Origin of the sequence: Pseudomonas sp. EA_65y_Pfl2_P74, from assembly GCF_963970575.1 — a bacterium.
Taxonomy (GTDB): Bacteria; Pseudomonadota; Gammaproteobacteria; order Pseudomonadales; family Pseudomonadaceae; genus Aquipseudomonas; species Aquipseudomonas baetica_A.
On sequence record NZ_CAXAOQ010000029.1, the window covers coordinates 34,412 to 48,787 of the forward strand.

At 57.0% G+C, this 14,376-nt stretch carries 17 protein-coding genes and 1 pseudogene; 7 read left to right on the forward strand and 11 right to left on the reverse strand.

Annotated features, from left to right (window positions below; translation table 11 throughout):
* The first annotated feature begins 9 nt into the window (after positions 1 to 9).
* Positions 10 to 1,203, forward strand: coding sequence for a GAF domain-containing sensor histidine kinase (locus tag AACY18_RS21530; protein ID WP_339466038.1), 1,194 nt, complete (start codon positions 10 to 12; stop codon positions 1,201 to 1,203).
* Positions 1,204 to 1,356: 153 nt separating this feature from the next.
* Entirely contained in the window at positions 1,357 to 2,043 is a 687-nt protein-coding gene (locus tag AACY18_RS21535) for a phytanoyl-CoA dioxygenase family protein (RefSeq protein ID WP_339433091.1), read from the forward strand.
* A 113-nt stretch (positions 2,044 to 2,156) separates the two neighbouring features.
* Here the strand turns inward: AACY18_RS21535 and AACY18_RS21540 are convergent, their stop codons facing one another.
* Both AACY18_RS21540 and AACY18_RS21545 read right to left on the reverse strand, forming a co-directional pair.
* Entirely contained in the window at positions 2,157 to 2,498 is a 342-nt protein-coding gene (locus tag AACY18_RS21540; RefSeq protein WP_339466040.1) for a hypothetical protein, read from the reverse strand.
* An 86-nt stretch (positions 2,499 to 2,584) separates the two neighbouring features.
* On the reverse strand, positions 2,585 to 3,223 hold the full coding sequence (locus tag AACY18_RS21545; protein WP_339466041.1) for an ATPase: 639 nt from the start codon (positions 3,221 to 3,223) through the stop codon (positions 2,585 to 2,587).
* 169 nt (positions 3,224 to 3,392) lie between these two features.
* On the opposite strand from AACY18_RS21545, the gene AACY18_RS21550 reads away from it, so the two are divergent.
* A complete protein-coding gene (locus AACY18_RS21550) occupies positions 3,393 to 3,641 on the forward strand; it encodes a hypothetical protein (protein WP_339433007.1) in 249 nt (82 codons plus the stop codon).
* A 135-nt stretch (positions 3,642 to 3,776) separates the two neighbouring features.
* A complete protein-coding gene (locus AACY18_RS21555) occupies positions 3,777 to 4,271 on the forward strand; it encodes a PaaI family thioesterase (RefSeq protein WP_339433006.1) in 495 nt (164 codons plus the stop codon).
* A gap of 179 nt (positions 4,272 to 4,450) precedes the next feature.
* Here the strand turns inward: AACY18_RS21555 and AACY18_RS21560 are convergent, their stop codons facing one another.
* A complete protein-coding gene (locus AACY18_RS21560) occupies positions 4,451 to 6,646 on the reverse strand; it encodes an OsmC domain/YcaO domain-containing protein (RefSeq protein ID WP_339466043.1) in 2,196 nt (731 codons plus the stop codon).
* A 103-nt stretch (positions 6,647 to 6,749) separates the two neighbouring features.
* Positions 6,750 to 6,968, reverse strand: a complete 219-nt coding sequence (locus tag AACY18_RS21565) for a hypothetical protein (RefSeq protein WP_339433004.1) — start codon at positions 6,966 to 6,968, stop codon at positions 6,750 to 6,752.
* 167 nt (positions 6,969 to 7,135) lie between these two features.
* Between AACY18_RS21565 and AACY18_RS21570 the strand changes: the two genes are divergently transcribed.
* The gene (locus AACY18_RS21570) at positions 7,136 to 9,262 is read left to right on the forward strand and encodes a TonB-dependent receptor family protein (RefSeq protein ID WP_339466045.1); all 2,127 of its coding nucleotides are present in this window, start codon (positions 7,136 to 7,138) and stop codon (positions 9,260 to 9,262) included.
* A gap of 17 nt (positions 9,263 to 9,279) precedes the next feature.
* Positions 9,280 to 9,513 carry a hypothetical protein gene (locus AACY18_RS21575; RefSeq protein WP_445261964.1) on the forward strand — a complete coding sequence of 78 codons (234 nt, stop codon included), beginning with the start codon at positions 9,280 to 9,282 and terminating at the stop codon, positions 9,511 to 9,513.
* Between the two features lie 193 nt (positions 9,514 to 9,706).
* Here AACY18_RS21575 and AACY18_RS21580 read toward each other — a convergent pair whose 3' ends face one another.
* Together AACY18_RS21580 and AACY18_RS21585 are read right to left on the reverse strand one after the other, a co-directional pair.
* Positions 9,707 to 10,006: a hypothetical protein gene (locus AACY18_RS21580; protein WP_221732576.1), complete on the reverse strand. Its 300-nt coding sequence runs from the start codon at positions 10,004 to 10,006 to the stop codon at positions 9,707 to 9,709.
* A gap of 178 nt (positions 10,007 to 10,184) precedes the next feature.
* Complete coding sequence (locus AACY18_RS21585; protein WP_339466048.1) at positions 10,185 to 10,628, reverse strand: GNAT family acetyltransferase; 444 nt, start codon at positions 10,626 to 10,628, stop codon at positions 10,185 to 10,187.
* A 289-nt stretch (positions 10,629 to 10,917) separates the two neighbouring features.
* Here AACY18_RS21585 and AACY18_RS21590 point away from each other — a divergent pair, with 289 nt between their 5' ends.
* Positions 10,918 to 11,541, forward strand: a complete 624-nt coding sequence (locus AACY18_RS21590) for a glutathione S-transferase family protein (RefSeq protein ID WP_339466049.1) — start codon at positions 10,918 to 10,920, stop codon at positions 11,539 to 11,541.
* Between the two features lie 139 nt (positions 11,542 to 11,680).
* Here the strand turns inward: AACY18_RS21590 and AACY18_RS21595 are convergent, their stop codons facing one another.
* From AACY18_RS21595 to AACY18_RS21615, 5 genes and pseudogenes are all read right to left on the reverse strand, one after another.
* The gene (locus AACY18_RS21595) at positions 11,681 to 12,112 is read right to left on the reverse strand and encodes a hypothetical protein (protein WP_339466051.1); all 432 of its coding nucleotides are present in this window, start codon (positions 12,110 to 12,112) and stop codon (positions 11,681 to 11,683) included.
* Positions 12,113 to 12,367: 255 nt separating this feature from the next.
* The gene (locus AACY18_RS21600; protein WP_339434028.1) at positions 12,368 to 12,754 is read right to left on the reverse strand and encodes a cupin domain-containing protein; all 387 of its coding nucleotides are present in this window, start codon (positions 12,752 to 12,754) and stop codon (positions 12,368 to 12,370) included.
* Between the two features lie 72 nt (positions 12,755 to 12,826).
* Positions 12,827 to 13,651 carry an AraC family transcriptional regulator gene (locus AACY18_RS21605; protein WP_339434027.1) on the reverse strand — a complete coding sequence of 275 codons (825 nt, stop codon included), beginning with the start codon at positions 13,649 to 13,651 and terminating at the stop codon, positions 12,827 to 12,829.
* 117 nt (positions 13,652 to 13,768) lie between these two features.
* Positions 13,769 to 13,918 (reverse strand): annotated as a pseudogene (locus AACY18_RS21610) (LysR family transcriptional regulator); the annotation flags it as partial.
* 161 nt (positions 13,919 to 14,079) lie between these two features.
* Positions 14,080 to 14,319, reverse strand: a complete 240-nt coding sequence (locus AACY18_RS21615) for a hypothetical protein (RefSeq protein ID WP_339466052.1) — start codon at positions 14,317 to 14,319, stop codon at positions 14,080 to 14,082.
* Positions 14,320 to 14,376: the final 57 nt, after the last annotated feature.

A 14,376-nucleotide genomic window follows, 5' to 3' on the forward strand; every position in this document is an offset into this window, starting at 1 on the left:
CGTCACCCCATGACCAATCCCGAGTTTTTACCCGACATTGAAGCCATCCGCAGCATTGACGCGGTGCCCGTGATCCTGCGCATGGTCAAACACCTGACCGGCATGCGCTTCGCGGCAGTTGCTCGCGTGACTGAAAGTCATTGGGTGGCGTGCGCTGTCGACGATTCGATTGATTTCGGCCTGCAACCCGGCGGCGAACTGATACTCGAATCGACCATCTGCCATGAGATCCGGCAACACAAGCAGCCGGTCATCTTCGGCAAGGCCAGCGAACACCCGGTCTTTTCACTTCATCACACACCGAAAACCTATGGGCTGGAGAGCTACATTTCCATTCCGATCGTTAAGGCCAATGGCGATTTTTTCGGGACGCTGTGTGCCATCGACTCACTCGCGGCCAATGTCGAGGAACCGGCCATTACCCAGACGCTCACACTGTTCGCGCAGTTGATTGCCATGAACCTCGACAGCCAACGCCACCTTCACGCCACCAGAACCGCGCTGGACACTGCCAATGAACTGGGCAGGCTGCGCGAGCAGTTCATCGCGGTACTGGGGCATGACCTGCGAACGCCGCTGAGCGCCATTCGCATGAGCACCGATCTGCTGGAAACCAAAACCGAAGACAAGCGCTCACTGAAGTTGCTTTCGGCGATCCGCAAAAGCTCTGTGCGCATGGGTGTGCTGATCGAAAACATCCTCGATTTTGCCCGGGGACGGCTGGGTGGCGGGATTCCAGTCCAACGAAAACTGGTGGATGACTTGCAGCAAACACTGCTGATGACGCTTGAAGAGGTTCAGGCATCCCACCCGCACGCAACGTTCATTCACGCGCTGGACGTGCCGGCAGGGGTCTATTGCGACGCATTGCGTATCAGTCAATTGCTCTCCAATCTGCTGGGCAATGCAGTCACTCATGGCTCAACCACTGCACCGATCATCCTCAACGCCTATTCCGAGAGCAACGACATTGTCATTACGCTGACCAACCAGGGCACGCCGATTCCGGCGCAGTTGATGCCGCTGTTGTTCGAGCCCTTTTCCCGGTCCGAAGCCGGGCAGCGCTACGAGGGTTTGGGTCTAGGGCTCTATATCGCATCGCAGATTGCGGCGGCGCACAACGGTACCTTGAGCGTCACCTCGGACCTCGAAACGGGAACATGCTTTGCGGCGAGATTCCCGGCTCAGTTCAAATGGGCTTGACCAGGCGCCACGTACTTACGCCGTCTGAAGGAGATTCGTCAGGATCTCCGCCCCCTGATCGATAAACTGCGGCAACAGCGCCGCCGAGCGATCTGGCGCTTGAATCAGTCAATGGCTATACCTTCTGTGCTGCGACATCCTGCCGAGGAAACCATGACTGAGCGTGAACAACTGCATCGCGATGGCTATGCCCTGCTCCGACACGCCATCCCCACCGAATGGCTGAATGAGCTTCGCAGCGTGTTCGATGCGAACGTGATGCCCTCAGATCAGTGGCCAACCCCGCGAGGCGCTCAGTGGCGCCATTCACTATTGGACCTTGATCCAACGATTCAGGCTGTGTGTCGCTTGCCGCTGTTGCTGGCCGTGGCAGGCGAGCTGATCGCGCAACGGTTTTTCCTCGCGCAAGTGGAGGGTCGCGAACCGCTCGCGGGTAACGGATATCAACCGTTGCACCGCGACTTGTCGGCGCAACGGCCGGGCGACATGGTCAACGCTCTGGCTTTTTTCGACGACTACGGCCCTGAAAATGGCGCGACGCGTATCGTCCCCGGCAGCCACCGACCTGAGCCGGAGCCATCGCCCTTGGACTTCAATGATGAGTCGCGGTCTGTGCAGCTTTCAGGCGGCGCTGGTGACATTCTGGTGTTTGATGCGGATCTGGTGCACGCGGGCAGCCTGAACCTGAGCGGGGCACGCCGGCGTAGCGTCCTGATCAGCTTCCGTTCGGAGTCGTTGTATGCGTCGCATCTGCAAACCTTGAGCCTGCGAGCCGTGCGGATGGACACCCGCGAGCGCTTCGAACCTTGCGGCTTGTATTCATTCTCAGCGGGCACCTGATCGCCAGACAGCGAGCAAAAAAAAGCCCCGCGACCGAATGAAGGCGCGGGGCAAAAAATTGGTTGGTTGCGGCCAACCAAAGGAGCTCTTTTACATACGGCTACCGGGCGAAATCAGATGCAATCCTGAGCGGCCCGTTCAAAAGTCGATGGCAGGAAGTTCGAAGCCAGCAAGTGGCGCTCATAAAGAAACACCTTGCCGCCACTGCCGGCCTTGTAGGCTTCCAGTACGTTATCGGCCGCCACCTTGCTCGGCACCACGATCCGGAAGCTGCGCTGTGTCTGCGAGACGGTCGGGTTCAGCGCACTGCCCTGCAATTTCGGTACGACGCAATCGGCGTACTGTGCGGGCGTCTTGCTGGTCTGCAAGGTCAGGGTCGGGTCGTTTGGCGCGCTGGCGCAGCCGCCGAGCAACAAGGTCGTGAGGGCCATGGCTGGCACGAATAAAAGACGCATCAGTGTCATCCTGAAAATAAAAGTTCGGTTCAACCGGCAACGGTCTCGCTTCACCGCGTCGCCGATGCCATTGATGTGTTAGGTGCTCAGCTCGCGGACACCAAGGCCTTGAGCGAGTTGTCGAACTGCTTCAACGCGCTGAGTTGCAAGTCACGTTGTTTCTCGATCTGCGCGGCAATTTGCAGCGGTGCCTGGTTGTGTACCCAGGCCGAGGGCAGTTGTTTTTCCACCGCGCCTTCAGCTTTGCCGATGTATTGCAGGTCGGCATCGTAGAAACGTGCAGTGAAACGCGCTTCGACCAGACTGTTGCGTTGGGTCAACAAGCGATTGAACGTGTCGAGTTTGACCACAACATCCGGGTGCGCCTGCACCAAGGCATCGAGGCTGTCGTAAACGGTTACCGACAGAAACTGTTGTTGCAACGAACTCATCAACCAGTCGATGGCCAGTTCCGGATCAGAGCTTTCGACGAAAGCTTCGCGAATCCGCGAGTCGAGCGCATCTTTCGCGCCGTTGACCGCCATGGCGTGGTAACGCTCAAGGTATTGCAGGTTGTCCCGAGTGTTTTCGCTGTACAGCACACCGACGGTTTGCGAGCGCTGCAACGTGGCACTGCTGCCGGTAATCGATTGAAAGTGACACGAGCGGGCATCGTCTGCGTAGGTCGGTGCAGCGGCAGCGCTCATCAGCAGGGCGGCCAGTACCAGTCGGGTCAACGTGTTCATCGCGCAAATTCCTTGAGTTGCGTATTCGATGGAGGCGATTTTCCGCCTCTTGCCGACAAAGCAGAACTTGCGTTTCTTGATGGTGACTATTACTTCTAGCAATAGTTACGCGCCTTGCAGACTGATACACACTCAATACAAATAGAAAAACATGAATGAGGAATCCTTCTTGAGAACGTTCGACCTGATCCGCGACGCCGTTCTACCCGATTTTCGCGAGCGAGTGTCTGAATACCTGGTCCAGTACGAAAGCGTATTGCTGGATAAAACCATCTCCGATCCGCAGTACATCCGCGATACCGCCCATCAGTTGCGCGGTTATCTGCGCGGTCTGAACACCACGCGGGTATTGGGGATGGCGTATTGGGAGGAACTTGATCGACGGGTTGTCGATACGTGGCTCGCTCCCGAGCAATGACCTGCGGTGCCGATGCGCTGCACATCAATACGCGTTCGGCGAAAACGGCCCTAACGCTTACAATCGCCCCTCCGACCGGCCTTGCAAGAAATGCCTGCGTCTGACCGGACTCACCACGCCAGGATGACCAACCCCATGTCCAGCCTCGACACCTCCCTGCAAGACAGCGCCGCGCCTGAAGGCGTTTGCTACGGCTGCGGCGGCCGCAATCCGCACGGGTTGCACATCAAAAGCCACTGGCATGAAGACGGCGTGCATGTCCTCGCCGAGCATATGCCGGACGCCAAATACTGTGGTTGGCCGGACCTGGTCTACGGCGGTTTGATCGCGATGCTGGTCGACTGCCATTCCAACTGGACGGCAATGGCCTATCACTACCGTGCGCAAAATCGCGAGCCTGGCACCCTGCCCCGCATTGACTGCGTGACCGGCAATCTCGGCATCAAGTTCATCAAACCGACGCCGATGGGCATTGCGCTGACCTTACGGGCAAAAGTCGAAGGCGAAGTCGGGCGCAAGACCCGGGTGATCTGCGAGGTGTTTGCGGGGGAGGTGCTGACAGCGGTGGGTGACTCGGTGTTTGTGCGGGTTGATACGGGGCAATTGGCCGATGCTGCGCATGGTCGCTAAGTATTGGCGGCTGGAAGAAGTGCCAATGCGTATGAAAGAGCAAGTGACCCTTTTCCTGCGCGCAATCGGCGGTGGCGACCTTGAATTGAAGTGACCCGATTCGACCTGATCAGACCGTCAACCGGTGGCAAGGAAGCTTGCTCCCTCGCCACCGGTCATCACGGCCACGGTTTACAGGATCAGCCCTTCACATTTGCCCGCGCCGAATGCAGCTTCTTGTAGCTCTCGATCAGACGCAAATGCCGATCCAGACCTTCCAGTTTCATACTGGTTGGCGTCAGACCATAGAAGCGCACGCTGCCGTTTACCGAACCGATCGCCGCATCCATCCGCTCGTGACCGAACATACGGCGGAAGTTGGCTTCGTAATCGGCCAGTTCCAGGTCTTCGTCGAGCTCCATTTCCAACACCACGTTCACGGCTTGATAAAACAGGCCGCGCTCAACGGTGTTGTCGTTGTATTGCAGGAAGGCTTCGACCAGATCTTTGGCCTGATCAAACTTCTGCAAGGCGAGGTAGATCAGCAGGCGCAGCTCAAGAATCGTCAGCTTGCCCCACGGCGTGTTGTCGTCGAACTCGATGCCGATCAGCGTGGTGATATCGGTGTAGTCGTCCAGCTCGCTTTTTTCCAGGCCCGTCGCCAGGTTTCGCAGGCCGACTTTGCTCAGGTTGTGCAGGTTGAGGATATCGGCGCGAAATTGCAGGGCTTTGTTGGTGTTATCCCAGATCAGGTCTTCGACCGGATAGATTTCCGAGTAGCCCGGCACCAGGATGCGGCAGGCCTTGGCGCCAATGTGCTCGTAGACCGCCATGTAGGCTTCTTTGCCCATGTCTTGGAGGATGCCGAACAGTGTGGCGGCTTCTTCGCCATTGGAGTCTTCACCTTGGCCGGAGAAGTCCCACTCGACGAATTCGAAGTCCGGTTTGGCGCTGAAAAACCGCCACGACACCACACCGCTTGAGTCAATGAAATGCTCGACGAAGTTGTTCGGCTCCGTCACGGCCTGCCCCGAGAAGGTCGGCTGCGGCAGGTCGTTCAGGCCTTCGAAACTGCGCCCTTGCAGCAATTCGGTCAGGCTGCGCTCCAGCGCGATTTCAAGGCTCGGGTGCGCGCCAAACGACGCGAACACGCCGCCGGTGCGCGGGTTCATCAAGGTGACGCACATCACCGGGAATTCACCGCCCAGCGACGCATCCTTGACCAGCACCGGGAAACCCTGCTCTTCCAGTGCCTTGATACCGGCCAGAATGCTTGGGTATTTCTCCAGCACGTCCTGCGGTACATCCGGCAGCGCCATTTCGCCTTCGAGGATTTCGCGCTTGACGGCGCGCTCAAAGATTTCCGACAGGCACTGCACTTGCGCTTCAGCCAAGGTGTTGCCGGCGCTCATGCCGTTGCTGAGGAACAGGTTTTCAATCAGGTTGGACGGGAAGTACACCACTTCATTGTCCGACTGGCGCACAAACGGCAGCGAGCAGATGCCGCGCTGAGTGTTGCCGGAGTTGGTGTCGATCAGGTTCGAACCACGCAACTCGTCATCGCGGTTGTAGATATCGAGGCAGTAGGGGTCGAGGATTTCACTCGGCAATTCGTCTTTCGGTCCGGGCTTGAACCAGCGTTCGTCCGGGTAATGCACGAACGGCGCATTGGCGATCTCTTCGCCCCAGAACTGATCGTTGTAGAAGAAGTTGCAGTTCAGGCGCTCGATGAACTCGCCCAGTGCCGAGGCCAGTGCGCCTTCTTTGGTCGCGCCCTTGCCATTGGTGAAACACATCGGTGACTGAGCATCGCGAATGTGCAGCGACCAGACGTTGGGAACGATGTTGCGCCACGAAGCGATTTCAATCTTCATGCCCAGGTCGGCAAGGATCCCCGACATGTTGGCGATGGTCTGCTCCAGCGGCAGGTCCTTGCCGGCAATGTAAGTGCCCGCCTGCGAATCCGACATCGGCATCAGCAATGCCTGAGCATCGGCATCGAGGCTTTCGACCTCTTCGATGATGAACTCAGGACCGGTCTGTACGACTTTCTTCACCGTGCAACGGTCGATCGAGCGCAGGATGCCCTGGCGATCCTTGTCGGAGATGTCCGCCGGCAATTCAACCTGGATCTTGAAGATCTGGTTGTAGCGGTTTTCCGGGTCGACGATGTTGTTCTGCGACAGGCGAATGTTATCGGTAGGAATGTTGCGAGTGTCGCAGTACAACTTCACAAAGTAAGCCGCGCACAGGGCCGACGACGCGAGGAAGTAGTCGAACGGCCCCGGTGCCGAGCCATCGCCCTTGTAGCGAATGGGCTGATCGGCGATCACCGTGAAGTCGTCGAACTTGGCTTCAAGTCGAAGGTTGTCGAGAAAGTTGACCTTGATTTCCATGCGGGATTACCAGAATACGGCTAAACGAATGGCGGCCATTATCCGGTTTTTGAGCGGGAAGTCTTGTGCTTTCGGGGTTGGCCGCCAGGTGGCGCCACCCAATCTATTGGCCTTGTGCCCGGCCTACGCCCTTGGTGAATACGCTGCCCGCATCCCGTACCAACTGCCGCCACTCGGTGCTGCTGATCAGTCCTTGTGCCTCCATATTGTCGGCGGCCTTGAGCAACTCGTCATACTGCTGCTCCGGGTCCATCTGCGAGTTCGCCTGAGTCGCCAGTTCGCGCCACGCTGACAGTAATTCTTTCTTTCGCTGCTCGAACATTGGGTGATCTCGTTTGGGACTTGCTAGATAGAAACAAGGGACACCCCTCCGGTTCAGCGCAGTCGACGGGCGGCGTCCTGGGCAAAAACCGAATCGCCATGTGTTTCCTTCGTTCTTTCTTGCGTCGCACTGTTCATTGCCCGTTTCTCTTTGCTGGAGTTCTCTCGATGCCCTCGCCTAAATCCCTGCCCACTGCCCTGCTGAGCCTGGCCCTCGCCTGCCCGGCCATGGCCGAGACTCAAGGCATTGAGTTGGGACAGGTACTGATTTCGGCAGAGGATCGCAGCGCTACGCACGCGTCTGTTGAAGACGCCAAGGCCCGCTTGGAGCAAGTGCCCGGCGGCACCAACGTGGTCGACATGCGTCAACCGTTGCAAGGGCGTGTGGCGAGCAATCAGGATGTGCTGGCTTATCAGCCGGGGGTTTACGCGCAGTCGGCGGGCAATGAAGGCGTGAAGATTTCAATCCGTGGCTCGGGCATCAACCGCGCACCGGGCGCCCATGCGTCGGGGCTGTACACGATGCTCGACGGCCTGCCTCTCAGCGGCCCCGGCGGCACACCGTACGAATTGCTCGAACCGTTGTGGGTCGACCATGTGCAAGTGCTGCGCGGGGCCAACGGTTTTGATCGTGGTTCGCTGGCGCTGGGCGGTGCCATCGATTACGTCAGCCACACCGGCTACGACGCGCCGACACTGCAAGTGCGTTACGCCACCGGTAGCCATGGCTATCAGCAGCGTCAGGTCAGTTCCGGACAAGTGCTGGGCGACTTCGATTACTACCTATCGCTGACCGACTCGAACGCCGACGGCTATCAGGATCACACCGCCAGCGAGAGCAAAGGCGTGATCGCCAACGTCGGTTATCGCTTCAACCCGAACCTGGAAACGCGGTTCTACATCCGCTACCGCGAGACCGACAACGACCTCGCCGGGCGCGTGACCAAGCACGTCATCGAACACGATCCTCGCGCGGCCAACCCGGCTTACGTGTCCCGCGACGACAGCCGCAAACAGCCAGGCAGCACCTTCATCGGCAACAAAACCACGTTCTACATCGACGACGATTCGAGCATCCAGACCGGTCTCGTCTACCACGATTACCCGATGGACCTGCGCGAAGGCCCCAACCGCCTGAAGGTCGCCTACACCGACGTCAGCGGCACCTTCGACTACAAGCGCCGCGACACCCTGTTTGGCATGGAAAGCCGCAGCAGCGTTGGCCTGCGCGTTACCAAACACCTGCCCAACGACGGCGCCAGTGAATTTGTACGAATCCCCACCGGTAATACGGCCCACTACGCGCCCGGCACGCGCATGCGCAACTTCACTTATCAGGGTTCGGACACCGTTCTGCATGTTGGCAACGACCTGGAGATCGCCGACGACCTGTGGCTGACCACCGGCCTCGCCGCCATCTACACCCGTCGCGAAAGTGCCGTCACCTACCCCGACGGGGGTGGCAAAACCAGCATGAACGACTGGGACTACGCCCCGCGCCTCGGGCTGCGTTACCAGATCACGCCTGAGGTGCAAGTGTTCGGCAACCTCAGTCGCGCGGTCGAGGCGCCGCACCCGTGGTCGCTGATCTACAGTTCCAACGTGCGCTTCCCGGCGGGTAACGGCGCCGCCACCGGCACCCAGAAAGACCCGATCAAACTGCAAAACCAGACCGCCACCACCCTGGAACTCGGCGGACGCGGCGACAGCGTCCTCGGCGAATGGAGCCTGGCCTGGTACTACGCGCAAGTGCGTCACGAATTGCTGTCGGTGCTGCCGGACGCCAACGCGGTAACGCCTTACGAACTCAATGCCAGCCCGACCATCCACCAAGGCGTCGAAGCCAGCCTGAACAGCAAACTCTGGTCAGCCGCCGATGGCCGACAGTTGAGCCTGCGTCAGGCATACACCTTCAGCGACTTCCACTATCGCGATGATGATCGTTTTGGCGACAACCGTTTGCCGGGGCTGCCGATGCACTACTACCAAGGGGCGTTGCGTTACGACTGGCCGCAGGGGTTCTTCGCTGCTGTGAATACGCAACTGGTGTCAAAAGTAGCGGTGGATTATGCCAACAGCTACTACGCCGATCCGTATGCGCTGTTTGGCGCGACTGTGGGTTACAACGCGCCGAAGGGTGACTGGCAGACTTGGGTGGATATGCGCAATCTGACCAACAAGCGCTATGCGGCGACGGTCACGCCGGGGTATGACGACAAAGGGCTGGATGCTGCGCGGTCGACGCCGGGTGAAGGGATGGGGGTTTATGTCGGGGTTTCGTGGAGTTTGCTCTGAAGCCAATCAGCGGACTGATGAGTGAGGTGCAGATGGAGCGCCAATCAAAACTGGAAATCGAGCGCGCCGCCTATGACAACTTCCTCCGTCTTTGGGATCTCGGCGAGTTCGAGGGCCAGCGTTTTGGCCAGGCTTTCTATAACCACTTCCGCTTGCATCGAATTACCGATCAGATGCTTTTGCACCGGCTCTACAATACTGACGGCAAACAGGCGTTAAAGGTAATTGGCAGCGTATTTCAGATCCCGTAAGCCTTAGAATATTCAGGCTTGGCATGCATTGAATGTAATACGCACTTTGCTCGAAATAAAAACTGCCCGACCAGCCGTTGTAAAAACAAGTTCTCAAGCAAAACCAGAGCAATTAAGCAATCAGGAAAACCCTTAAGTGGGCCTTGATAAAAAAGAGCGCGTGCGAGTCAATAGAAACCACGCGCCTCCTTGTTTAGTGCAGATTAAGCAATGCAAACAGTCCGACGATTACCATGAGTACCGAGAGGTACTGCATGGGCACAAAAAACAACGTGTGCTTTTTGCGAAAAACCACTTCGCCACCGGTGGCTGGATCAATATAGGTTTTGCCGGGTGCATTATTCAGCTTGTGGCCAATATAAGCATTGGCAGCCGCCGCAACCAGTAAACCGATACCGACACCAAGACCATTGGGAAGCCCGGCGAAAGATATCAAGCCCACCAAAGGAAAAAGAATAGAAAGGATGCCCCAGCCTTGCCAGATAAGAAACATAACGTGTCCCTGTTAATTTTTAAGGCGCGCAATCTAACAACAATCAGCCGCCTCAGCAACATCTAGCAATATATTATGCAGATCACAGCGATCATTGCTTTCCGAGAGCCGCCAAAGACACTAAAGCGTCCCGTCTTTACGCACTGTTCCTCGCTCTTCGGCTTTGGCAGAGCGTAATTTACTCCCTGGGTATCGTGATATTCGACTCGATCTTCTTCCCCATACTGATGCGCGGTTCGGTCGAGTAGCCCAGAGACTCGTAGAAGCTTTTGACGCGTTCATTTGTGCTGACGATCTGTAGATTGATTTTCATACAGCCACGCAGGATCAAGGCGTTCTCAGCATGATGTACAAGTTTTGCGCCCAAGCCTTTTCTACGATGGACCGGATGCACTGCAACCGCATACAACCACCCACGATGGCCGTCGTACCCCGCAAGAACGGTACCGACAACCTCATCCCCTGCCAGCGCCACAAAAAAAAGCCCATCCGTAACGGCCAGTTTTTTGTCTATGACAAGGCTGGGGGTGTTATGCGCGGTTTCGTAGCCGAAAACAGCTTCCCATAGCGCCATGACGGCGACGCGATGGTGCTCATTTGAGTAGTTGGCAATAACATCCATGGCGCAGCCCCTGAGTCGAATGGGACGACGCTATCTCTCTGTGAAGCCTTTGTCCATTGGCCTCGTTGGGTCAAAAGCGGCTCAATGCCGACAGAGTGCTCCGTGTCATTGCATGGATTTGACCACACTTTTGCACTCGACTTGATCTGTTGCTTGCGTCGTATTTGACCTGCACGATTCGTGGCCTTGACCGGCAGAGGTCGGCCAAAAGCAGACTCTGGACAACCCGCTCCACAAGGCAATAGAGTCAGTAGTTAAGACCAAGTACCCCGAACGATAAGGACATGGAATGTTGCGCATATTGGGTAAGGCATCGTCGATCAATGTACGAAAGGTGCTCTGGGCCTGCGCCGAGATTGAAATTCCCTTTGAGCGGGTGGATTGGGGTTCTGGCTTCAGATCGACGCACACACCTGAATTCCTAGCGCTGAATCCCAATGCCATGGTGCCGGTCATCGAGGACGACGATTTCATTCTTTGGGAGTCAAACTCGATCATTCGCTACTTGGCGTCGCGCTACAACGGCGTTCACCTTTACCCGACTGAAGCGAGAGCCAAAGCGCGGGTGGATCAATGGATCGATTGGCAAGCGTCAGATCTCAACAAGTCGTGGAGTTATGCCTTCATGTCGCTGGTCAGGCATTCGCCTGAGCATCAGGACAGCCGTGCGTTGGCGGCCGCGTGCAACAACTGGTCGAGGTACATGGAGATCCTCAATCGACAGCTCGATTCAACCGGGGCCTACGTCAGCGGCGATGAGTTTTCTCTCGCAGATATACCGATCGGCCTGTCAGTTAATCGGTGGTTTGAAACACCGCTTGCTCATACGGACTTTCCTGCCGTGAGCGACTATTACGAACGCTTGAGTCGTCGACCAGGCTACCGCCTGTACGGAAGAAACGGGACGCCATGACAAGGTCTCAGAGGAGTTTTGTGTCCGCTTCACAGGTGGATAGCATCCTGTCGCTACCGCCAGCTTTCGGCCAGAAGCGGTCAGCCACTAGGGCGCGCGACCAAGTGCGCTCAATACCATCATTGGATTGCAGAATTGCTTAACGCGTTACTCCGCGAGCGACGTTCCTGCAATCCAGTAACAAGTCGTCCAGGAATGGATTGATTTCCAGCGATCCCATTAGTTCTAGCAACTCAGCGGCGACCGTTCTAATCGGCCGCCACTCGTCATGATCAAATATCAACGGGTCATGGCAGTGGAATGCAGCCTCAGTCAAGCTATTGCATAGCGCCCAAATGTCCTGCAGCCGTGTCTTGATCTCCGCTGGTAACGCGTTGATTGAAAGATCCTCGTTCAACGGAAGGATCATCTCTGACCAGGTTTCACATGCTGGGCAATCCGGGATGGTTCTCTGCTGCAAATCCGAGGTCAGTGCCAGGAACTCAAGAGCCGGGATCGCCTCGCACACCGCAAGAACCCGCTTGTATTCATCTTGGCCGTACCATTCCCACAATGTTGTGGAGAAACCCATCATCAAGCTCCAACTCGAACGGCTGCTTTGGATCGCTTTCTGCCTCTCGCGACGGGCAGAAAACGGCCAAAAGCATACGTTTGGCAATATGGTCTTTCCCTTGTTTCCCCACCTCTATACGCGCGAGCCTCAATGCTGTTTTAACCTCCACGGGCAGAAAGAGTCAGCTCGGATGCAATTGACTGGTCAGTGGCAAGGCAAGCCGGTGGTCAAGTGAACTGCAATTATGCATGCCTGGCCGTTTGGGCGCTGAACCTATATCCAGACGTCACTCAATGCAGTTCGCTCACCCTGTTCATGGCCCGTGTTCAAAATACCTCGTGGTTCGATCATCATCAGTTTCGCTTCACTTTGCGCCGCCGTCCTGTGCACTACCCCGCGCGGCACCACATATAACTCCCCAGGATTCACATGGACGCATCCCTCTGGGAGGTCGATGCGCAAGGTGCCTTCGAGCACAAGAAATGCTTCGTCGGTCTCAGGGTGTGAGTGCCAGATGAATTCGCCTTCGATTCGCACAACCTTGAACTGGTAGTCGTTCATTTCAGCGACGACCCGAGGGCTCCATTGCTGATCGATCAGCGAAGCCTTTTGCGCCAGGTTTATGGGGAGCGATGTTTGTGGGTGATGGGACTCAGGCATGACAGATCCTCTGTAGTTGAGGTCGTCAGCCTATCGAACAATGAATGCATCGCGCTTGTACGATCCTGCAAGTCAGCGTGCGGGCCGCAAGCGTTCCAGCCAACGCATGGGTGGGACGCCATAGCAGCGTGTGAAATGTCGGGTCATGTGACTCTGATCGTGAAAGCCTGCGGCGAGGGCGGCGTCCACCAATGTGAAACCGTCGAGGACAAGACGGCGAAAGCGGTCAAGACGTCGTAGTGTGACAAAGCGGTAGGGGCTGGTGCCATAGAGCGTTCTGAAGTCGCGTGACAGGCTCCAGCGCTCTCTCCCGCTAGCCTGCTCGAGCATTTCCAACGTAATGCCCAAGTGCATATTTTCCAGGATGAATGCTCTGGCGCGTTCGGCAGAGAGATAATCCAGACGCTTACGGCCACGCGACTTACCCGCGACGGCACGCAACGCCATTGCCAGGTCATACAGGGCGTCCTGTTCCTCCAGCGTCTCCATAGGGTTATCCATCGCTTGCACAAATGCTTCGCTGGCATGGTAAAGGCGCGGATCGTTCGAAAGCCCACCGGCGATAAAGGGCAAAGGTTCGCCCCCCAAGATTGTCTGGATCAATGCTGGATCAACGTAAGCCATACGGTAATGAAAACCTGCTTGCGTGCCGGCCATGCCGTCATGAAGTTCATCGGGGTGAAGCACGAGCGTGTTGCCCTGCACCCCGTGGCGTAGCGAACCCTTGTAGTGAAAACTCTGCACGCCCGCCAGCGTGCGACCTATCGAGTAGGTGTCGTGACGGTGTGGGTCGTAGCCGTGGCTGCCGAACCAGGCTTCGATACGCTCGATGCTACCGGGTTGAGTGCTGCGAATAACCCAGTCAGAGGTGCTCGGTTGGCCTTTTTTCCGGTCCATGCCAGTATTTTCCAGTTTCTGCGCAGTCGTCGCGGTTTTCCTTTTCGGGAATATACAAGTACTCGCAGTCGGATATCTCCTTTTGACCCAGGCTGTGAAAAAAATCGACGCTCGCCGTTAGCTCAAGCCACTGTTGAATTGCTCACTGACCAGTTCAGCCAGCATCCGCACAGGTTCGGTAAAGCTTCGGCGAGAATGATGTATCAGCCCGATATCACGGTGAAACGTGCGCACGCCGAGATCGAGTGCCCGGACACCGGCTGGCCAAGGACTGGCTGCACAGCACGCTTGGCGGTTGTCCCACCGTCGTTGAGCCCAGGCTTTCTAAAGCCTGAGCAGCATGTTCGCGAAGGGGTCGTATCAACCACTATCACCTCAGTTGACACACCACTTTCGCGAGCAAGCCCGCTCCAACAGGTGAGCCGTGGTTAATTGTCGATTGGCGTGATGATCTCAATCCGCGTAATCGCCACCCGTTCAGCCTGCGCAATTATCTCTTGGGGTGTCGAGTCCGCCGTGGGCATGACCAGGCCATTTTCCGCATCGCCCAGATGCAGTTCCAGCAGGTGCATCGCAGCCTCGTGTTCGGCCAGTTGTGGCTGTTTGAGTTCGAACAGATGAGTACGAGGCTCGTCGTTGAAACGGTATTGCAAAAGGTAGTTGTGCATGGTGTCACCCGCGTATGAAGGAAGAAGCCACTGATCATCCTGACGCACCGGTCAGTT